Source organism: Psychrobacter sp. 4Bb (genome assembly GCF_002836735.1).
In the GTDB taxonomy this organism is placed as follows: Bacteria; Pseudomonadota; Gammaproteobacteria; order Pseudomonadales; family Moraxellaceae; genus Psychrobacter.
In genome coordinates, this window is sequence record NZ_PJAS01000076.1 from 97,204 (window position 1) to 118,597 (window position 21,394).

19 protein-coding genes and 1 tRNA gene are annotated in these 21,394 nt (G+C 42.4%); 4 read left to right on the plus strand and 16 right to left on the minus strand.

The genetic code is table 11. The annotated features are described in order from the left end of the window. Nucleotides 1-50 precede the first annotated feature (50 nt). Both CXF60_RS13720 and uvrB read right to left on the minus strand, forming a co-directional pair. Nucleotides 51-1,103, minus strand: coding sequence for a pyridoxal phosphate-dependent aminotransferase (locus CXF60_RS13720; RefSeq protein WP_228707151.1), 1,053 nt, complete (start codon nt 1,101-1,103; stop codon nt 51-53). A gap of 311 nt (nt 1,104-1,414) precedes the next feature. After that, nucleotides 1,415-3,526 (minus strand): excinuclease ABC subunit UvrB, encoded by a 2,112-nt coding sequence (gene uvrB / locus CXF60_RS13725; RefSeq protein WP_102092370.1) that lies wholly within the window; start codon nt 3,524-3,526, stop codon nt 1,415-1,417. Nucleotides 3,527-4,009: 483 nt separating this feature from the next. Here uvrB and dps point away from each other — a divergent pair, with 483 nt between their 5' ends. Then, complete coding sequence (gene dps, locus CXF60_RS13730; protein ID WP_057760902.1) at nt 4,010-4,492, plus strand: DNA starvation/stationary phase protection protein Dps; 483 nt, start codon at nt 4,010-4,012, stop codon at nt 4,490-4,492. A gap of 157 nt (nt 4,493-4,649) precedes the next feature. Here dps and CXF60_RS13735 read toward each other — a convergent pair whose 3' ends face one another. The 5 genes from CXF60_RS13735 to CXF60_RS14635 all read right to left on the minus strand — a co-directional run bounded on the left by CXF60_RS13735 (nt 4,650) and on the right by CXF60_RS14635 (nt 8,161). Continuing rightward, on the minus strand, nt 4,650-5,738 hold the full coding sequence (locus CXF60_RS13735; protein WP_102092371.1) for a cation diffusion facilitator family transporter: 1,089 nt from the start codon (nt 5,736-5,738) through the stop codon (nt 4,650-4,652). A 233-nt stretch (nt 5,739-5,971) separates the two neighbouring features. Further along, the gene (locus CXF60_RS13740) at nt 5,972-6,481 is read right to left on the minus strand and encodes an acyl-CoA thioesterase (protein WP_102092372.1); all 510 of its coding nucleotides are present in this window, start codon (nt 6,479-6,481) and stop codon (nt 5,972-5,974) included. Between the two features lie 323 nt (nt 6,482-6,804). Next, nucleotides 6,805-7,215, minus strand: coding sequence for a DUF2177 family protein (locus tag CXF60_RS13745; RefSeq protein WP_057760908.1), 411 nt, complete (start codon nt 7,213-7,215; stop codon nt 6,805-6,807). 39 nt (nt 7,216-7,254) lie between these two features. Further along, on the minus strand, nt 7,255-8,040 hold the full coding sequence (locus CXF60_RS13750; protein ID WP_416376891.1) for a LysR substrate-binding domain-containing protein: 786 nt from the start codon (nt 8,038-8,040) through the stop codon (nt 7,255-7,257). Beyond that, nucleotides 7,997-8,161 (minus strand): LysR family transcriptional regulator, encoded by a 165-nt coding sequence (locus CXF60_RS14635; RefSeq protein WP_228707153.1) that lies wholly within the window; start codon nt 8,159-8,161, stop codon nt 7,997-7,999. The genes CXF60_RS13750 and CXF60_RS14635 overlap by 44 nt, the downstream gene beginning before the upstream one ends. 105 nt (nt 8,162-8,266) lie before the next feature. On the opposite strand from CXF60_RS14635, the gene CXF60_RS13755 reads away from it, so the two are divergent. Further along, nucleotides 8,267-9,439: an MFS transporter gene (locus tag CXF60_RS13755; protein WP_102092373.1), complete on the plus strand. Its 1,173-nt coding sequence runs from the start codon at nt 8,267-8,269 to the stop codon at nt 9,437-9,439. Between the two features lie 116 nt (nt 9,440-9,555). On the opposite strand, the gene CXF60_RS13760 is transcribed toward CXF60_RS13755, so the two are convergent. The 4 genes from CXF60_RS13760 to CXF60_RS13775 all read right to left on the minus strand — a co-directional run bounded on the left by CXF60_RS13760 (nt 9,556) and on the right by CXF60_RS13775 (nt 14,765). Beyond that, nucleotides 9,556-11,007, minus strand: coding sequence for an SAM-dependent methyltransferase (locus CXF60_RS13760; protein ID WP_102092374.1), 1,452 nt, complete (start codon nt 11,005-11,007; stop codon nt 9,556-9,558). A gap of 141 nt (nt 11,008-11,148) precedes the next feature. Further along, nucleotides 11,149-12,162, minus strand: a complete 1,014-nt coding sequence (locus tag CXF60_RS13765) for a DUF1365 domain-containing protein (protein ID WP_102092375.1) — start codon at nt 12,160-12,162, stop codon at nt 11,149-11,151. 84 nt (nt 12,163-12,246) lie between these two features. Further along, complete coding sequence (locus CXF60_RS13770; protein WP_102092376.1) at nt 12,247-13,965, minus strand: NAD(P)/FAD-dependent oxidoreductase; 1,719 nt, start codon at nt 13,963-13,965, stop codon at nt 12,247-12,249. A gap of 62 nt (nt 13,966-14,027) precedes the next feature. Further along, nucleotides 14,028-14,765, minus strand: coding sequence for an SDR family NAD(P)-dependent oxidoreductase (locus tag CXF60_RS13775; RefSeq protein WP_102092377.1), 738 nt, complete (start codon nt 14,763-14,765; stop codon nt 14,028-14,030). Nucleotides 14,766-15,316: 551 nt separating this feature from the next. On the opposite strand from CXF60_RS13775, the gene CXF60_RS13780 reads away from it, so the two are divergent. Then, nucleotides 15,317-16,519, plus strand: coding sequence for a pyridoxal phosphate-dependent aminotransferase (locus CXF60_RS13780; protein ID WP_057760918.1), 1,203 nt, complete (start codon nt 15,317-15,319; stop codon nt 16,517-16,519). 256 nt (nt 16,520-16,775) lie between these two features. Beyond that, a tRNA-Asn gene (locus CXF60_RS13785) sits at nt 16,776-16,851 on the plus strand. A 563-nt stretch (nt 16,852-17,414) separates the two neighbouring features. Here the strand turns inward: CXF60_RS13785 and CXF60_RS13790 are convergent. The 5 genes from CXF60_RS13790 to CXF60_RS14735 all read right to left on the minus strand — a co-directional run bounded on the left by CXF60_RS13790 (nt 17,415) and on the right by CXF60_RS14735 (nt 20,727). Further along, the gene (locus tag CXF60_RS13790; protein ID WP_102092378.1) at nt 17,415-18,731 is read right to left on the minus strand and encodes an arsenic transporter; all 1,317 of its coding nucleotides are present in this window, start codon (nt 18,729-18,731) and stop codon (nt 17,415-17,417) included. Between the two features lie 67 nt (nt 18,732-18,798). Next, complete coding sequence (gene arsH, locus CXF60_RS13795) at nt 18,799-19,572, minus strand: arsenical resistance protein ArsH (protein WP_102092379.1); 774 nt, start codon at nt 19,570-19,572, stop codon at nt 18,799-18,801. Then, nucleotides 19,559-19,966 carry an arsenate reductase (glutaredoxin) gene (gene arsC / locus CXF60_RS13800; protein ID WP_102092380.1) on the minus strand — a complete coding sequence of 136 codons (408 nt, stop codon included), beginning with the start codon at nt 19,964-19,966 and terminating at the stop codon, nt 19,559-19,561. Before arsC ends, arsH begins: the two co-directional genes overlap by 14 nt. Before the next feature lie 44 nt (nt 19,967-20,010). Then, nucleotides 20,011-20,373: an ArsR/SmtB family transcription factor gene (locus tag CXF60_RS13805; RefSeq protein ID WP_102092381.1), complete on the minus strand. Its 363-nt coding sequence runs from the start codon at nt 20,371-20,373 to the stop codon at nt 20,011-20,013. A gap of 228 nt (nt 20,374-20,601) precedes the next feature. After that, nucleotides 20,602-20,727 carry a YrhK family protein gene (locus tag CXF60_RS14735; RefSeq protein WP_145990216.1) on the minus strand — a complete coding sequence of 42 codons (126 nt, stop codon included), beginning with the start codon at nt 20,725-20,727 and terminating at the stop codon, nt 20,602-20,604. Between the last annotated feature and the right edge of the window lie 667 nt (nt 20,728-21,394).

Below are 21,394 nucleotides of genomic sequence, written 5' to 3' on the forward strand. Positions count from 1 at the left end.
CCAATAAGCAACTTCCCTTATTTATTATCGAACTGCATTGACTAACTGAGTTAGACCCAGCCTTTCTCACGAAATGATTTGAGTACCTTTACAAATACTGCCATTTCATCAGGTCTGCCAAGTGTTAATCGATTAAAGCCAGTGATAGGTGCAAACTCACGCCCAACAGCAATACCATGCTCACGCATTCTATCGATATAGGTTTGTACATCGCCTTTTATCTCATGGAATATAAAGCTTGCCTGTGATGGCAAGTAGCGTAAGCCAAGCTCATCTAATGTTTGCTCAACCAACTGACGCGATTGATTGGCCGTACATAAGCTCAATGCCAAAAAATCTTCATCATCAAGAGTCGTTAACGCAGCTACAGCACCTGCTAAGTTGGTATTATCAATCGAGATAAAAGCCTCTAGTTTGGCTATCATTTGCGGGCTAGCAACTGCATAGCCGACACGCATGCCAGCGAGTGCACATAGTTTTGAAAAGGTACGCACCACAACGATATTTTCAGAGTACTCCTCTCGTATCCATGTAACACCACTCTCAAAACTTGGATCAGTCACATACTCTGAATAAGCTTCATCTAATAAAAAGTAATGGTTACTTGGTGCATGCCCTACCCATTCTTTGAGCTTTACTGTGTCAGTAATAGTCGACGTTGGGTTGTTTGGATTGCACAGATAAAACAAGCTAATACCGTCAAAGTCATCAGCCACTTTTTGCATACTTTGCAAGTCAAAAGCGTAATTTTCAGTGGTCAGCGGCACTTTTACCACAGGCACATCAATGGATGTCGCATATAATTCAGCATAGGCAAAGGTTGGATGCGGCACGATAACTTGGAGTTTTTTGCCTGCTACTAATGCTTGATTTTGTAGCATTTGGACGACAGTACGAATATTTTCACTAGATCCACTGCCTAGAGAAATTTGGCGCTCTGCTACACCGTTTATCTCAGCGACTTTGGTAATCAGCGCCGCACGTTGGTCATCGGGATAACGAAAGCCGATGTCTAGAGAGTCGATAACGGCTTGTTTGGCAGCATCTGACATGCCGAGTGAATTTTCGTTAGAGTTTAATTCTATTAAGTTGTTGGTAAGCACAGTGAATAATACGCCTAGATTATGTCCATTCCAAAAATTCAGTCTATGTTGACAATGTGACCTATAAGAACAATAAGCCTAGCCCAAATAGAGCATTACACGTACTCGGCTTGTTAGCATGTGACTTAAATTTTTGAAATATTATATGGATGGTGAGATTTATGCGGATATGGTAAGTGGCAATGCGCAGTATTACAAGCCTTCTACACATTCCGATATTGAATAAACCATAAAAAAGTGGGGTACTCAAAAAGCACCCCACCTTCGATATTACTTAGCCTCTTTTTAGCTTCAATATTCGACCTACGCTATCAGATTAAATGTGCTTTTAACTCTAACACTTTATCACGCGTTTTTGCTGCTTCTTCAAACTTCAAATCACGCGACATTTGCTGCATTTGCTTCTCTAGACGTTTGATTTCTTTGGCAAGCAGATCAGGGCTACGCAAGATATTGATATCCACATCTGGCAAATTACTCTTAACTGGGATAGCTTGATTGTCATTGGCATCCAAGCTTTCACCCGTATCAATCCTGTCCGTGATACTACGGCGAGCACCTTTTGGCGTGATATTATGCTCAAGGTTAAAGGCAATCTGCTTATCACGGCGACGATCCGTCTCATCTATCGCCTTTTGCATACTTGGCGTAATGCGATCGGCATAGAGAATGGCTTTACCGTTTAAGTGACGCGCTGCACGACCAATGGTCTGAATAAGCGAACGCTCTGAACGCAAAAATCCTTCTTTATCGGCATCAAATATCGCTACCAATGATACCTCTGGCATATCCAAGCCTTCACGTAATAAGTTGATACCGACCAGCACATCATGCACGCCAGTACGGAGCTCATGAATAATCTGCATACGCTCAACAGTATCAATGTCCGAATGTAGATAGGCGACTTTTACATCATACTCTTTGAGGTAACTGGTCAAATCTTCTGACATACGCTTGGTCAATGTAGTAATCAGTACACGCTCGTCCTTTTCACGGCGTTTGGTAATCTCTGATAGCACATCATCAACTTGCGTCAAGACAGGACGTATCTCAATCTCAGGGTCAATCAGACCTGTAGGACGGACAACCTGCTCAACAACTTGCTCGCTATGCTCGAGCTCATACAATGCTGGCGTGGCACTCACATAAATGGTTTTGGGTTTGATACGTTCCCATTCTTCAAACTTCATCGGACGGTTATTCATCGCACTGGGTAATCTAAAACCATAATTGACCAAGTTTTCTTTACGTGATCTATCGCCTTTATACATCGCGCCAATCTGTGAAACCGTCACATGTGACTCATCAAGGAACAATAAGGCATCTTCTGGAATATAATCAAATAACGTTGGCGGCGCTTCCCCTGATGGACGGCCAGAGAGATGCTGTGAGTAGTTTTCGATACCGTTACAGTAACCAAGCTGCTGAATCATCTCCAAGTCATACTGAGTACGCTCTTTGAGACGTTGTGCTTCAATCAACTTATTGTTGTCACGGAAGTATTCTAAACGCGGCTCTAACTCAGCACGAATCGTATGGCTGGCAGCTTCTAACTTATTACGCGGCGTCACATAGTGCGACTTTGGATAAATGGTAATACGTGGCACGCTGCGCACCGTCTTACCCGTTAAAGGATCAAACCACGTAATCTTCTCAACCTCGTTATCGAATAAATGCACACGTACGGCTAGCTGCTCAGACTCAGCAGGATAGATATCTAACAGCTCTCCACGCAAGCGATACGTACCACGGCCAAAATCTAGCTCGTTACGCGTGTATTGCATCTCAACCAAACGCTTGATGGTTGCCGTACGATCGATGTTATCGCCCACAACGACATGCAATAGCATTTTTAGATAGCTCTCTGGATCACCCAAACCATAGATACAAGATACCGAAGCGACGATAATCGCATCGCGACGCTCTAACAAGGCACGCGTGGCGGAAAGGCGCATCTGATCAATATGATCGTTAATAGCGCTGTCTTTTTCGATAAAGGTATCACTAGCAGCAACATACGCTTCTGGCTGATAATAGTCATAGTAACTGACAAAATATTCGACCGCATTATTAGGGAAAAACGATTTGAACTCACCATATAGCTGAGCCGCTAGCGTTTTGTTGTGCGCCATAATAATGGTTGGGCGCTGAGTTTCAGCGATGACCTTTGCCATGGTATAGGTCTTACCAGAACCAGTCACACCCAATAGCAACTGCTCGTCCATGTCCGAATTGATACCGTTAACTAGCTTTTTGATGGCTTGCGGCTGGTCGCCTGCTGGCTCAAAGTCAGTAACCATCTCAAAGGCACGACTTGATATTTGCGTCCCTGACGCATTAACACCACTAATTTCAGCTTCGCCTTGGAGCTGAGTGGCCAATTGATTTAACTGACGCGATGAGCGCGGTTCAGGCATTCGCATAATGGCTTTCTTCTTCTTAAGGTTTATAACAATATGGGGTCTGAGCAGCGGTTTTTAAAGGAGAATAAGGAGTCTCATCCTATAGTTAAAACACTGTCTCGCTGCCCAAAAATATGAGTGTATAAATGTACGGTTTATCAGAAATTAAAGCTTAATATTAGCGGATAAAACTTACATCGTTATAAAAAACGCACACAGTATTCGATAAATTTACAAAGCTTTTCACGGTTAACAAACTCGTTACACGACCACTCAACAAAGCCTAACACTCAAGGGTTCCAACACTGAGTTAAGCTGCTATTATCATTCTTGAATTAACAAGTTGATGACTTTTCAGTACTAGTGAGCAGTATTGATGAATTGAAAGATTTATAGCAATTCATATTGTTAGCTTTAACTTAATTGTCATCGAATAGAAGACCAATAAAAATACATTGAACTTTCATTCAATATAATAATTTTAAATAAATGACGGAGTAAAATATGAGAGAACGTTACGCAAGTGGTATTTCAGACGAAACTGCGAAAAAAATGATTGATTTATTAAACGCTAACCTAGCAAACGTTATCGATTTAACATTAGATGGCAAACAGTGCCATTGGAATCTACAAGGCACTGGCTTTATCGGTGTACATCAATTATTAGATGAGACATCAGATCGTATCCTTGAAGTATCAGATACTATCGCAGAGCGTATTGTAATCCTAGGTGGTCAACCAAATGGTTTGGCAAGTCGCGTAGTAAAAGAGTCTATCCTAGATGACTACCCAACCGACATCACTGAAGTAGATCAGCATGTACGTGAGTTAACTAGCCGCTACAAGAAAGTCGCAGAGACATTGCGTGAAGCGATTGCTACCGCTGGTGATGCAGGTGATGAAGACACCGCTGACTTGTTTACAGAAGCTAGCCGTATTGTTGATAAAGATGCATGGTTCATCGGTGCAAACGCACCAAAGAAATAGTACCGTTTAAGTTAAAAAATTACTAAGTACTAGAGTTATAAGAAAAGCCGTCACTCATGACGGCTTTTTTGTGTTTTGATTTTTGAATTTAGAAAGTGTACTTAAAAGTATTCAATAGGATTTCTCTACCACATACTTAATCTACTAAGCTTTTAAATTAAATATTCTCTAAACTTAGCAGCTCAGCGTTAGGTTCGGACAGTGTCAAGATAGCCTCTTGAAAGACTGGATTACCTCTGAATAGATTTTCAATCTCTTCAAACTTCTGTGCGATATGCTCTTCTTTTTGATTGCCTGCGATATCTACTGCCGCCACCATAAATATCTTCTTTGGACCGACCCACTCTAGGTGCAGATAGGACACACTATCGATATCTGGATGATTTAGCAGCTCGCTTAAAACATATTCATGCATACGGTCAGTGACTCTATGCCCGACTAAGAAATCTCGGTTGCGACTGATCAAGAATATGGCGACGACGCCCAGTAGTAGACCGACGATGATAGACCCTAACGCATCCCAATACGGTTCGCCCGTATAAGCATGCATACCCATAGCAGCAGCGGCAATCACCAAACCGGTGACCGCTGCTAAATCTTCAAAGAATACACCGCGCAACGTTGGGTTAGACGTATCTACAACATAGCCAAGTGCACTGATATCGAGCGCTTCACCATGCTTTTTGCTTTGTCTGTAAGCCTGAATCAATGAGATTCCTTCGAGCACAAACGCCACTGCCAATACGATAAAGCCAATCGTATAGTTAGCTTCAGACTCAGTAGCGTTCCATTCTTTGATACCGGTATAGATAGAGACAATCGAACCTGCCGTAAATACACCAAAAGCCGCAATCATCGACCAAACATAAGACTCTTTGCCGTAGCCTAACGGATGGCTTTTATCAGCAGGTTTGATGGATTTTTTTTCTGCAACGATGAGCAATGTACCATTACCAGCATCTGCCCATGAGTGAGCTGCTTCTGCAATCATGGAGGCTGAGCCTGTCATAAAAGCGGCAACTGTTTTTGCGATTGCAATAACCAGATTGGCCCCAACTGCAATTAACACAGTGATAAGTGAGCCTGAATGCTCGTCGTTGGTTTCAGGGCTTTGGTTAAGGGTATGTTTTAGTTCAGGGTCATTTAAAATTTTAGGATTACCTGCCCCACGTGCACGAGGTGTTTGCGCTTTAGGAGCGGCTGGTAAATGGCGCTGGGGATTAGCAATAGATGGCTTTAGACTCATGCTAGACTCACTGAAATAAGGTATTGATAGTAGAATTTTTCGCCGTAGATAAATGGCTTGAAACATACATCAGCTTAAAATAAGCGCTCTACAATCTCAGTGTCTTTTTAGTGAGTCGTTGTATGAATTATTAACTCAATAAACCTAGATAACTTTATACAATTTTAGATAGCTTTAAATAACTTAGGCTATTTTTTGTCATCTACTTCGTGTTCGCTAAACTGCTTGTTAATCTATTCGAAATCACAACTTGGACGATGTGAGCTTTCCATACGCAGCTTTTTTCGTTCTTTTGCTGCATCAGCTCGACACTGCTGCATCTTGTTTTTGATATCGAGTGGCGGTGCAGATGTCGGTTTACCGTTGTCATCGATAGCCACCATCGTAAAGTAACAGCTGTTGGTATGACGGACGGTACGACCACGCACATCTTCTGCTTCGACGCGGATACCTACTTCCATTGAGGTATTACCAACATAATTGACACTGGCTGCAAAAGTAACCAACTCGCCCACATATATCGGCTCACGGAACATCACTTGATCGACAGACAGTGTCACCACATAATTACCACTATAGCGACTGGCACAAGCATAAGCGACCTGATCAAGCATCTTGAGCAAATCCCCACCATGCACATTGCCAATGAAATTCGCCATATCAGGCGTCATCAGTACTGACATGTATAGCTCATGGTTTAATGGGGCTTTTTTGGCAGTGGAGCTGGTATTGTATTGCGGCATAATATTCCTTAATGGTTTGACACTTATTTATTATGTCTACCATTTATACAGCAGGTCGCTGTATAGCACAAACAGACCTCTGTCATTAGACAGTCTAAATTGTGTAAATCAGGGCTATTTAAACAGTATTAGGGCGTGTCTTCAATTCAATCGATAGTCATCTAAATGGGTTAAAAATGGCTAAATCTTGCCAAATGGCGTCAAATAGCTGACTAATATCTCGATATTATCTGCGCTATTTTCCTTGTTTGACTGCGATTTATCTCATTTTTATCACCATTTTTAAAATGAGGACACGCCCTAGATAAGCCAAGATATAAGCGCTAGCTCAACCAATGAAAGCGATACGCAAGCCACGCTACTATGGCGCTAACCGAACCGGTCAAAATACCACCCCAAACAAAATCTACCAACGCTGTATCTAGCGTAAAGCCCTTATACAGTGCTAAATTGGTAAAGTCGTATGTTCCATAAGCCATCAAGCCAATCAGCCCGCCGAGTAAGAAGATATGACCCACGGATGCGCCAGCTTTGATTTGCGGATATAGAACCAAAATACAAAGCGCTAATATATAAAACATATAAAACACGCCAGCCGCCATCATGTTCGGCTCATCAGCCAATAGATGCCCGATACGCGACTCATAAAAGGCGCCTTTCATGGTCGTTAGCCAGACAGCATCGACACCCAAAAATATAACCACAGCAGCGAGATAAATAAAAACGTAACCCATGATATTACCTCTTATAAAATGAATAAAAACGGATAAAATTTATAGTGTCAGTCTTGGTTGAATAAAGTCTAAAAATGCCAGAATACGCGAAGATACGGCACTGTTTTTGTAATATACCGCCTGTATGGCTTCGCGGTTATTTGGTCTGACTATCGCCTCGGGCAATACCTCAACCAATCGTCCAGATTTCAAATCTTCACCAATCATAAAATGTGACAATAAAGCGATACCTTGGTGGCTTAAACATAGCTGACGCAGGGTCTCGCCGCTACTGGCTGTCATGTGGAAATTCAGTTTAACTGGTGTTTTTAGTGGCCAGCTATTTAGTTTTGACGCATCGTTAAAGCCAATTAATTTATGAGTGCTTAAATCATCAACATTCAAATTATCAATATGAGTCACTTCATTATGCTGGTGTAAGTATTCAGGACTGGCTACTAGCCGCAGCTTACTTTTACCTAATAGACGTGCATGCAAATTTGAGTCTTTTAAGTCGCCAATTCTGATAGCTAGATCCGTCTTATGCTCAAGCAAATCAATAATATTGTCATGCGAGGTAAGGTCGAGAGTAATGTGTGGATACTGCGCCACAAAATCACCAACCAAAGGCGTCAGTTGATGAAAGACAAACGGGCTCGCGGCGTCAATCCGTAAATGCCCACTCGGCGCTTGTTTTAACAGCTTAATCGCTTCTTCACCGGTATATAACGTATTTAAACTCTCACGCGCATATCTTATAAAGACATGCCCTTCCTCCGTCAGCTCCAAGCGCCGTGTCGTTCTATTTAGCAGCGTGCATTGCAGCGTGTCTTCGAGTCTGGACACCGCACGAGGATACTTTGGCAACCTGCTGATTCAGTAAGTTGGCAGCGCCAGTAAAGCTGCCCGTGTCTACTACCGTCAAAAATATCTCTATATCTTCTGTTTTAGCATGTCCCATCATCATGATGACCTTTACAAAATTGACAAAGGTATTTTGTCATTTGTGCTGTTTTTTGCAAACTATAAATCGGTCAAACTACGCGCATCATTTAATTATTAGGATGTCGTTATGCCACTCGCTTTATGGGCGCTTACTCTAAGCGCATTTGCAATTGGGACAACCGAATTTGTCATTGTTGGATTGGTACCAACTATTGCCGCAGATCTAGGCGTGAGCTTACCTTCAGCAGGGTTGCTCGTCAGCCTATATGCTGTCGGCGTTGCCATCGGTGCCCCTATACTTACCGCACTCACTGGCCGCTGGAATCGCAAAATAGTACTGATGAGCCTAATGTGTCTGTTTGTCATCGGCAACTTGCTGGCTTGGCAAGCACCCAGTTATGAAACCTTAATACTTGCCCGTATCTTGACCGGTCTGGCGCATGGTGTGTTTTTCTCTATTGGTTCCATGATTGCTACCAGTCTCGTCAGTAAAGAAAAAGAAGCCAGCGCAATTGCCATTATGTTTACCGGACTTACCGTGGCGCTCGTAACTGGCGTACCTCTTGGCACATGGATTGGACAGCATTTCGGTTGGCGCGCTACGTTTTTGGTCGTCTCAGTACTGGGCTTAATCGCTTTAATTGGTAGCGCGATATTAGTACCAAAAAACCTAAAAAAATCTATCCCTGCAACCTTCAAAGAGCAATTACAAGTCATTGTAAAACCGCAATTACTGCTGGTCTATCTAATGACTATTCTCGGCTATGGCGGTACGTTTACGGCATTTACCTACCTAGCACCTATCTTAGAACAGCAAACCAAATTTGCGCCATCAGCCATTGGTCTCATTATGCTCGTATATGGCGTGTCCGTTGCGATCGGTAATATCTGGGGCGGCAAACTTGCAGATAAACGTGGCCCTATTAGTGCGCTTAGCATTATATTTAGCGCCTTAAGTGTCATTCTTTTATTATTCACCTTTACTATGCAATCCAAGATCGCTGCTGTACTCACTATTTTGGTATGGGGTGCTTTTGCCTTTGGTAATGTACCGGGCCTACAAATCTACGTGGTCAAACAAGCTGAAAAATATACACCGAACGCTGTCGATGTCGCTTCTGGATTGAACATTGATGCATTTAATATCGGTATTGCACTGGGCTCAGTCATCGGTGGTAGCGTGGTTGAAAATATGTCACTGCAAGATACAGCTTGGATCGGTGCTGTTATCTCTTTAATGGCATTAGCGGTAACACGCTATTCAGGTCTACTTGATAAGCGTGCCCTGCAAACATCATAGAACCTTTCAATGTAAAACTTTTCAATATACAACCTCTCAACATAAGGGTCTCAAACTGTCTATACAGTATGAGACCCTATGAATGTTATGAACAAACCATATCTATATCATCAGACTTATACTGATGCGGTTTCTGTTCTATCTTCTTCACTAAATGTCTCATCGTTCAAAACCGTTTTATGATTTAAGATAGCAGATGGCAAATCAGAAAAATGTAGCGTATCGATATTGTTAGGCTTCACCGCAGTGACTTGTACCACACCGATCGTGCGCTCCAAGAATCCCCCTTCGCAATAACAGAAATAAAACTCCCATAGTCGGATAAAGGCATCGTCATAGCCAAGCGCTTGAATCTCTGCACGCTGCGCCATAAACGCAGCACGCCAATCACGCAGCGTGTACGCATAATCGAAGCCATAATCATGCAATTGTTTGACGACCATATCGGTTTGTTCAGTAAATTGTGTCGTCAGTTCTTGGTTTGAGAGCAGACAACCACCTGGGAAAATATGCGTTTGGATAAAATCAACTGAATCGATATAGTCTTGATAGTTTTGATCATTAAAGGTAATCGCTTGCAGCACCATGAGACCCGTCGGTTTTAGCAAGCTATTACATTTAGCAAAGAATGTCGGTAAATATTCATGTCCCACCGCCTCAATCATCTCAATGCTGACCAGCTTATCGTACTCTCCCGTCAGCTCACGATAGTCTTGCTTAAGAAGCGTGATCTTATCAGACAATCCTGCCGCTTCGACTCGTCTCTGCGCCTCGTCATATTGCGCATCAGATATCGTAGTAGTAGTCACATGACAGCCGTAATGCTTGGCCGCAAAGATAGCAAAACCACCCCAGCCTGTACCAATCTCAATGACACTATCATCAGCACTCAGCTGTAATCGCTGACATATGAGCGATAGCTTGTGCTGCTGAGCATCGCTAAGCGTCACATCAGGCGTCGGATATACTGCTGATGAGTACATCATGGTATCGTCCAAAAAACGCTGATACATATCATTGCCCAAATCATAATGCGCTAGGATATTAGATTTAGAGCCAGATTTATCATTGCCACGCAGCTGATGCTTTGCTTTCTCAAATGCTTTACTAATACCAGCAAAACGATTCTCTAGTTTATTGAGCACTGCTAAATTGCGAGCCGCCAAACGAATCAAACCTGTCAGATCATCCGTATCCCACTCACCATCGATATAACTGTCTGCTAGCGCGATAGAGCCACCAAGTAATAGCTGACGATAGACAGCAGGATCATGAATCTGTAGCGTCACATGTAGCGAATGGCGACCAACTGCCGAGCTACTAGCGTCATTAGTAGCTACTTTGCCAAAGCTACTTGTCTTAGGTTCCTGCTCGTCAAATGTTTCAATCAGGGTGAGGCTACCAAACTGAACGTGCTGTAACGCACGAAAGATAAGCTTTCTCGCTAAGTTATTCACACTATTGCTGACTGGCTGTAGTACAGCGCTTTCATTAACCACTTTGCTCACACGAGCAGTTAACTTTTCTAGTTTTGTGACTGGTGCTCGATCGGTCGGTCGTGCTGGCATCGTGTATTTATCCTTGTTTAAATGCTTTATTTTTAGTGGTTCATTTTCAGTAGTACATTGACAAAATTTTTGGATTGTTGATATTTAAAAATTGCTGTAAATATAAGATATTTTTTGCGCTCGATACTGCTGGCTGCTTTTCTACTGTCTACTTTTCTGTTGACTTTCGGCCAATTTTTCATCGTAGTTGATATACGGCACCTTTTTAATCGCATAGAGCTTAAACGCATGCCAATAAATACGGGTTAATGACGTCATATTCATCAGAGGGTTTTTTCGCAAGCTATGACGAACGGCATCTTCTGTCATTGGCACCCCTGATATCTTTATACCAGTTTTTAGCACTTCACCGCGCTCATCACTGATATTGATAGCGATACGCACTTGTAATCCAGTATTAGATTGCTCATCCGTTTTAGTAGGTTTTACCGTAACTTGCCAGCGGTACAGCTGATCGATAGGGTTAAAAGGTGATACGTGAAAGTCCTTGTCATGACAAAAATCAGTATCCTCTCCTTCTAACAAAAACCCGTAGTAATGGCGCTTGTCCCATGGCGTATTAGACACTTCAGCCAATAGATGAGTTGGCGTTTGCTGCGCATCAAACCCTAAGTAAAAATTAACTGGGCTAAAGTACATGCCCGCATTACGGCAGATAAGCAGTCCCAACATATCGCCTTCAGGTGCGCTCCCCGCATATTTCTCGAATGCTCGGCTTAGGCGTTTTTCTAGTGCTTGAACAGACTGTCCATTACTATCAGGTTTTCTATCATCGCTTAGGCTATTATTACTCTGTAGATCAATATGCTGTAGATAGTCATCAGCACAGAAACGTTGTAGCGCCTTTTTCTTTGCTGAAAATAGAGGTAGACCTTTTGCTAGTAGCTTTTTTGGTAACACTGTGCGTAATGGTAATTTTTCTAAAAACTTACTCTCATCAAATGCTGCCGTGTTAATTTCAGGAAGTTCCTTTCCTCTCGCAAGCGCACTAATATTGACGCCCCAATAGCGATAAGGGTAAACGAATTTATTCACACTAGGTAGCAGCCGACTGTGCCATGTCGTGCCCTCAAGCAATTGATGCGGTAAAGCAGTGGTATCATAAGAAGACTCATGACTTGGCATAGCATTGGTATCTTGAGCGGACATGGTCATAAATAGTCTCTTGTGTAACGGCGTACTTTTTATATGGCAAATCTTTCAAAACACTTAGAATACATAACAGAATTAATCGTCATATTATTTGGTTTTACGGCGACCGAATAAGCCACGTTTCTTATATTGGCTCGTATCAGTAGTTTCATTCTGCAAACGATCAGCATACTCAACCAGCTCCTGGTTGGTTGTCGCTATGGTGATTTCGCGCTTATTCAACCTACGTAACTTGGTATCCGCTTTTATAGGTAAGTCTTTATAACGAAACGGCGTATGCGCGCTATCAGCGTCAGGTAAATGGGCTGGGTCAACCTCGTCTTTTATATCAATATCAAGACCGAGCGCCTGACAGACACGTAGGCCACTGCGTACGCCATCTTCATGAAAGCCATTAAACCAATAAGCCCCGCAGAAATGTGTGTGCGAACCGTTACCAGAGATACTCGACCATTTAGTCTGCGCCTCAATCATCGCAAGATCGAACACTGGATGACTGTAATCGATGCTCTTAATTATCTGCTTATCATCGACGCTTTTGTTGTCTACAGCTGGATTTAATGTGACCAAATAATTGTGTTTTTTGGTCAAGCGTTGCAGGATATTCATGTGATAAGTCAGCACTGGCTTTGCAGGTATCTGTGCGTTTCCAGCCGCTTGCTCATCCTTAGCATTACCTGAAGTTGTTTCATCTATTAAGTAATTCCAGCTTGCCCATGCCAGTGGTTTCTTAGGTAAAACACTGGTATCGGTGTGCAGTACAGCCGTGTTTTTGGTAAAGCGGAAATGACCTAATACTTCAGATTCATCGGTGCTGGCATCCTTTAAAATCTTTAGCGCAGTATCTGCATGACAAGCAAAAACAACTTCATCGAATACAAGATTTTCACTACGATTGTCAGTGCTATCTTTGTCCTGCACTGTCAAAGTCACTTGCTCACCATCACGAACTACAGACTGTACTGGGCTATTGACTCGTATCTTGCCACCCGCTTTAATAAAGCGCGGAATCAGTTTATTGACGTACTGCTTTGAGCCGCCTTTTATCGTAAACCACTGCGGACGATTGACCACATCGAGCAAACCGTGGTTGTCAAAGAATTGTGCAAAAAACACCAGTGGAAATTCTTGTACTTCGTCTAGACTGGTTGACCAAATGGCCGAGACCATTGGCAGTAGATAATTATCAGTAAATAGCTGACCATATTTCTTTTGTGCTAAATAACCGCCGAGCGTTTGTTCTGCAAAGCTACTGACATCTTGTCCTTGAGAGCGTGCGCTGTCGTAATCTTGGCGTAGCTGCTTAATATGCTTATTAAACTGTAAGATATCTTTGATAAATTGCCAGAATTTTGGATTAAGTACATTTTTACGTTGTGACAATAAAGTATTGAGCGTATGACCATTGTATTCAAAATGACGTGCAGTATTTTTGACAGAAAAGCTCATATCCGTTGCCTGAAACGGCACCTGCAACTCATGAAGCAAACGAAAGAAGTTCGGGTATGTACGCTCGTTAAAAACAATAAACCCTGTATCTATCGCACTACTCTCTACATTGCTGCTCTTTGCTTTTTTACCGTCTTGTAGTGCCACATCAATCGTATTTACATGCCCGCCGATATAATCATTGGCTTCAAATACCGTCACATCATGTTGCGTACCTAGATAATGAGCGCATGTCAGTCCTGACACACCTGAGCCGATGATAGCAATACGTTTTGGGGTAGTCTGATGGTCAGAATCTGTTGTAGCATCGGTAGCAATCTTTTGGTTACTTGCACGCTTGAAACGAGTAAACGGCATAAAAGCATTCCCTTCTGTATTTTTCTGTCGATATGATGGCTGAGAGTTCTACTGATAGTAGATTATTTTTTATTAAGTTTTTCACTAACTTGCTGCCAGACCAAATCAGGCAACGTGCCCAATGCTTTTAAAGGCATGGTTAGTTTTTTTGGAAATTCAATCACCTCATGCCCACTTTCGATACCGTCGCGTATGGCTTGACTGGCCTGCGCTGGCGTCTGAATAAACGGCATCGGAAAGTCATTCTGTTTGGTCATCGGTGTTTCGACAAAACCAGGTACGACTAAGCTAACTGACACATCATGCGGAGCAAGGCTAATCTGTAAGGTCTTCATCAGATAATGGATAGCAGCTTTTGAGCTACCATAAGCTTCAGCGCGCGCAAAAGGCACATAAGCAGACGCTGAACCGATACCGACCAAGCGACCTTTTGAAGCGATTAGCTTTGGCAATACCCCTTCGATCGCATGGGACAAGGTACCCATGTTGACCGACATTACTTTCATAAACACACTGCTATCAAAGTTCGGCATATCTAAGTACTCGCACATGCCAGCACCGCAAATTGCTAGATCGATATTGTCGATTTTTTCAAAAGCTTTGATGACCTTTTCTCGATCCATGAGGTCTAAATCAATCGTTTCTGCGCCTAACGCCTTAAGCTCAGCCAACGCTTCGTCGTCACGGCCAACTGCATATACATGATGATCCGCTAGCAGATAGTCTTTTGCCAACTGCTTACCAATGCCTGACGTCGCCCCAGTAATGAGAATATGTAATTTTTCAGTAGAATCTGTCATCGTAAACATCCTTTTTGAGTATTCTTATCTTTTTAAGTATTTTCATAATATGGAATTAATGCTCTTAAACTGATTACCTAATAAAACCTTAGATTTTTGATAACAGCTAGCTATTATTGTTATTCTTCGCAGATATCATTGGTCGCATTTCATTAAGCTATAAGCCATTTTATTTAACAAATCTAAATAATTATAGTGGTCGGCTACAGGTTTATTGTTGTGTCTTCGCAATCATATGGGCTTAAGCTTAAGCTCAGCGTGTTATTTGTCATTTTTACAAGTACCCTGCTATCACAAGCAACAACACAAGATTCTGTTACTAGCATCATAAGACAGCTCAATATCAGCATGCTATAATGCAAAAACTAGCAATCGCGTCGTTTGCCGATGCATCATCACCATCATCTATAATCGAATGACCGCCGTATCAAGGTAAGATAACACTATCTTTTTTCAAACTGCATGACATCTTGTCCTGATAGCAATGAAAACGTTATATAATTAATATCAGATTTTCACCAACCCCACCCTCATATAAAAAAGGATCTCTCATGAGCGAGTTGCAACTGTCTGACCGCGTCAACAACATCCAACCATCACCTACGCTAGCGATTACCAATAAAGCCAAAGAGCTAAAAGCAGCTGGTAAAGATATTATCGGTTTGGGCGCTGGTGAACCTGATTTTGATACCCCTGAACACATCAAAAAAGCAGCAATCGACGCAATCAATGATGGCTTTACTAAATATACAGCTGTCGATGGTACGCCAGAGCTAAAAACAGCCATTATCGAAAAATTCAAGCGTGACAACGACATCAGCTATGAGCCAAACGAAATCCTAGTATCGGTCGGTGGTAAGCAGTCATTCTTTAACCTTGCTCAAGCATTTATCAATCCTGGCGACGAAGTCATCATCCCAGCACCATATTGGGTCAGCTATCCTGACATGGTTATCATCGCAGAAGGCGTGCCAGTCATCGTCAAATGCCCAGCTGAACAAGATTTCAAAATTACTCCTGAGCAGTTGGAAGAAGCCATCACTGATAAAACTAAATTGTTGGTATTAAATAGCCCATCTAACCCAACGGGTATGATTTATACGTTAGATGAGCTAAAGGCCATCGCTGAAGTATTGAAAAAGCATCCACAAGTCTATGTAGCTTCAGACGATATGTACGAGCACATCCGCTGGACAGGCGATAAGTTCTACAATATCTTAAACGCGGCACCTGAGCTAAAAGATCGCGCCATTATCTTGAACGGTGTGTCTAAAGCGTATGCGATGACGGGCTGGCGCATCGGCTATGCGGGTGGCCCTGCTAAGCTAATTGGCGCGATGAAAAAGGTACAGTCACAGTCTACTTCATGCCCGACATCAATCAGCCAAGTGGCTGCCGAAGTTGCTATCAGTGGTGATCAGAGCGTACTAGAGCCGATGGTAGCCGCTTTTGAGAAACGCTGTGACCTAGTCGTAGATGGTCTAAATGCCATTAAAGGCATTACCTGCCTACGCCCTGATGGCGCATTCTATGTATACCCAAATATCGTACCGCTCATCAAAGCGGCTGGCCTGTCATCATGTACTGAATTCTCAGCATGGTTATTGGACAAAGTAGGCGTAGCAGTCGTACCTGGTGATGCGTTCGGTCTTGGCGGCTATATGCGTATCTCGTACGCTACTGATGAGGCAACATTGAAAGATGCCCTATCGCGTATCGAAAAAGCAGTGGCTGACTTAGACGTTGCTGAATAAATCGTAAAAAGCAACGAGTCTTACCGCTGTTCATAAAAAAGACGCCATATACATTCTATAGGGCGTCTTTTTTTACGCGAGTCTTGGGCATAACTAGGAAAAACACGCTATCTCATCATTAAACTGACAATTTTTACTAATTATGCAAAAAAAGGCTTGACGTATTTTTTAACTTTGCTAGAATACGCCCCACTTAGCAAGAACTCGTTAGAGACTTCTAAGGCTCGTTGTAAGCGATTAAACACTTACAGCCTATTCTCCAATAGCTCAGTTGGTAGAGCAACGGACTGTTAATCCGTGTGTCCCTGGTTCGAGCCCAGGTTGGAGAGCCACATTTTAGTAGTAAATTTCTTGAGTCAACTTTGATTCAATTATGGCATTTGCCAAAACCCTCATCAATTTGATGAGGGTTTTTTTATGCGTATCATTTAGGGTCTGTTGAACATTCAAATGTGGTACTGGCAGTGACTATTTTTTAGACAATACGCAGTGAAATTTTTGACGCCTAGTCGTTCTAGGTTAGACAATTTCGCCATATATTGGCAAAAAACAGCCCTGTCCTCCACTCGAGCACAGCTCTCGTCTTGCAAACGGGCAAAGCAGTGCTTTACTCGATCCGTTCTCAAGGCTGATGCTAAAATCACCTCAAACGTTGTTGTAAGCCTAGTTAAGGTCTCGACATTATCGTCGGTTTACGCCTAATTTGATGCGATTTTCGCGATCAGCAGTCCTAATATTTGAATGTTCAACAGACCCTAATATTGTTTATCTATTTTGCCGCTTTGATAAGCGCTAATCACTACTTTGTCTCATACTTGATTATGACCATAATATTTAAAAATGAATATCATTGTCACGATAGGATATTACTGTAGCAAGTTATCTATTGGTTAGCTTAGCTTGGCAACATTGTTAGCATTGGCAACCAGAATACCAATGCCAACAGTGTCACTAACAACACAGGTGGCGTGACCAATAGACCAATCTTTATATACTGTCCCCAGCTGATCTTGTAGTCCTTCTCTGCCAATACATGTAGCCATAGTAAAGTAGCCAGACTACCAATCGGCGTAAATTTAGGGCCCAAATCATTACCGATGACGTTGGCATAAATCATTAGCTCTCGCGTTGCAGCAGGTACTTGTGCTTGATCAATCGCAAGCGCGCCGACTAGGGTTGCTGGCATATTATTCATAATAGAAGCAACTATAGCAGACAAGAACCCAGTTCCAACCGTAGCAATGACTGCGCCTTGTTGTCCCAACCAGTTGAGTACTTGCGCCCCATAAGCAGTAAGTCCTGCATTACCCAAACCATATACCACCAAATACATACCAATTGAAAATAGTACGATTTGCCAAGGTGCTTTACGTACTACATCGCTTACAGAGACTACCGCACCATGCCCCCCTTGCCATATACGACCAGCGATTGCCATTAACGCGACAGCAGCGATACCCGTGACCAGTGAAATAGGTAGTCCTAACGGCTCCGTTGCAAAATAGGCGACCAGTAGTGAGCCCAATAGTGGAAAAGCAGCTCGAAAGACCAATGGATCGGTAATAGCAGACTCTGGAGCGCTTAACTCGCTAGTCGAGTAGGTTTTTGGAATATGACGTGCATAGACAACCCATAATACCAGTAGCGTCGCTAATACAGACACGATATTGACCGGTACCATCACCGCCGCATAACGACCGAAACCAATATCGAAATAATTGGCACTGACGATGTTGACTAAATTTGAGGTGACCAATGGCAGACTTGCCGTATCAGCGATAAAACCAGTCGCTATAATAAATGCCAGAGCTGATGGTGGCGAAAATTTCAGACGTAGCAAGATAGCGATGACGATCGGAGTCAGTAGTAGCGCAGCACCATCATTGGCAAAAAAGGCAGAAATAAAGGCGCCGAGCACGACAATCATCGGAAACAACAAGCGCCCTTGTCCATTGCCAAGGCGTGCCACGTGTAATGCTGCCCAGCCAAAGAACCCTGCTCGATCTAAGATAAGGGAGATGATAATCAGCGCCACAAAAGTAAAGGTCGCATCCCAGACAATATCCCAGACGATACCCACATCTGATAGCTGCACGACGCCAAGCGCTAACGCGACTAAGGCACCACCCATGGCGCTCCAGCCGATACCCAATCCTTTAGGTTGCCAGATAACTAAGACTAAAGTGACCACAAAAATAGCAAATGCAAGCATTGTACAACCTTACTTAAGCTGATTTTATTCAGCCGATTTCATATAGGGAGTTAGATCGATTAGGGGGTTAGATCGATTTTTGATTGACGCGGCTCGATAGTTCTTCAGCACTCTCGACGCGTTCTGAATAACGATCAGTAAGATAATCTGAACGTCCGCGTGTGAGCCAAGTAAACTTTACTAGCTCTTCACAGACATCAACAAGACGCAGATATAACGGAGACATATCCATGCGATTGTCGTCGTTGAACTCTAAGAACGCTTTGGGTATCGAAGATTGGTTGGGGATAGTAATCATCCGCATCCAGCGCCCGAGAATACGCATTTGATTAACTGTATTAAAGCTCTGACTACCGCCGCTGACTTGCATCAGTGCTAGGGTTTTACCTTGAGTTGGACGCACGCCACCTAGTGACAGCGGTATCCAGTCGATTTGCGCTTTCATAATACTGGTAATACTGCCGTGACGCTCTGGACTCACCCACAGCATGCCTTCTGACCACTGCGCCAGCTCCCGCAATTCTTGCACTTTGGGATGGTCTGAGTCTACATCGTCAGGCAACGGCAAGCCGGATGGATCAAACATTTTTACTTCACAACCATACCAACGTAGCAACCGGCTAGACTCTTCAGCGGCCAATCTAGAAAACGAGCGTGCACGGACAGAACCGTATAGCACTAATATTTTCGGCGGATGACGTGAGTCATTTGGCGCAACCAGAGACTCAATGTCGATAGGTTGAAGATTATCTATATCAATATTGGGCAAATCGTCTAAGTTAAATTCTGACGAAGCAGTAGATTCGGCTTCCAATACTTGGTCAACCTCAGTGTTTATCATGAGTAATAACCTCGCCGTCTTCTTTTGTGAAGCTACTTACTGGATTGGCTAGTAATTCAAACACACGCTCTGACGGACGGCATAGAGCAGCGCCTTTATCAGTCACCACGATAGGACGGTTGATTAAAATAGGATGCGCAATCATGGCGTCGATAATTTGGTCGTCAGACAACTCAGGATTATCTAGACCAAGCTCATCATTGATAGCTTCTTTGCTTCTTAATAGCTCTCTAGGCGAAATCTGCATTTGTGCCAATAGCTCAACTAAGCGGTCGCGCGTTGGTGTATTTTTCAGATATTCCACCACTTCTGGCTCTTCACCTGATGCTTGAATAATGGCAAGCGTGTTACGAGAGGTACCGCATTTAGGATTATGAAAAATTAATGGTTTCATAGTGTTTACACCTATTTTATGTATTTATTGAATTGATAATTGGTTTAATCATTACTTTGCTCAGCAGACTCATTTACTCTGCAGCCACTCAAACTATCCATGAGTGACGCACATAATTCTGGATGTCCCGCACAGCAATCTTGCAACAGAAACTGGATGACGTTATCCATATGTGATAGCGAAGCACGATAGATAATCTGTCGGCTATGACGCTGTGAGACCACCCACCCTGCCCGTGCCAGCACCGATAGGTGGGCTGACATTGTGTTATGAGGAACAGAGAGCTGACGGGCTATTTCTCCCGCAGGTAGGCCTTCAGGCTCATGGCTGACGAGCAGCTTAAAAGCCTTTAAACGAGTATCTTGAGAGAGCGCAGCAAAGCTTGCAATAGCATTAGTTATTTCCATATGTCCAATAATACAGACATATTAAAAATAGTTCAATATGTTTTGAACAAGGTTATTATTTCCTAGAGACATCAGGCATTACTGATCATGGCACGACGAGTCAAACTATGATAAGCAATGCATTTTAAGTATTAGAAATTATCAGTTTCGGAAATAAGACTGGATAGGGATAGTATTAAATAATTTGATGCTATGGCTTGATATAATATTACCTGCCCCGGCAACTTATTATTTTTTTGCGCGTTTAAATACCCTACCAACATGAATCAAGCTGATTAGTTTAATCAATGGTTTGATGAGTAGTTGTGCGCTGCCAAGGATAAATAGCCATGTGCCGTCTGTCCTCAGCCCCACTACCTACCATTTAATAACTTTATTTCACCTATAGAATTTTTAGTCCTGAAAAAAGCATACATGAGACGCTAAATATCAATCCTAAATAATATCTAAGATCTTGATTGAAAGGCATTATCATCGATATTTTAGGAAATGATTTAACAACGTAAACTTTACTTTCATTCAGACACTTTAACAGTCTCGCATTAGCACTTTCATAGCTAAGCTTCATCACAGAATTCGTAGAATTAAGTAAATTACTACTATAGTTCTCTTCTGATACCTCATATTCGTAGACTATATTTATAGAGTGCCAATGTCCTAAGCAAAACTCTCTACCAACAGGAGATATATTATATGAAACAATCTTAAAGTTGATTTTCTCTCCAAATAAATAGACAAATGCATCGACTAAAAAAGTACCCACTATAATAATAGTGATAAGCGAAGAAAATAAGAACATGGTATATAGAAGAAATATTTCGTACATCAGCTGAATCGCTATAATTTTTTTATAATCATTCTTACAAGAAAAGGAAATATTATAAGAATATAAGTAATTTAGAACTATTTTTGTAAACAACAAAGCAGAACCTACAATGCCAAATACAAAGAACCGTATTAGAGCAGTTATAGCCTTCAGAATACTAGAATAGTGAACTTAAATGAATAGTGACTTACTTAT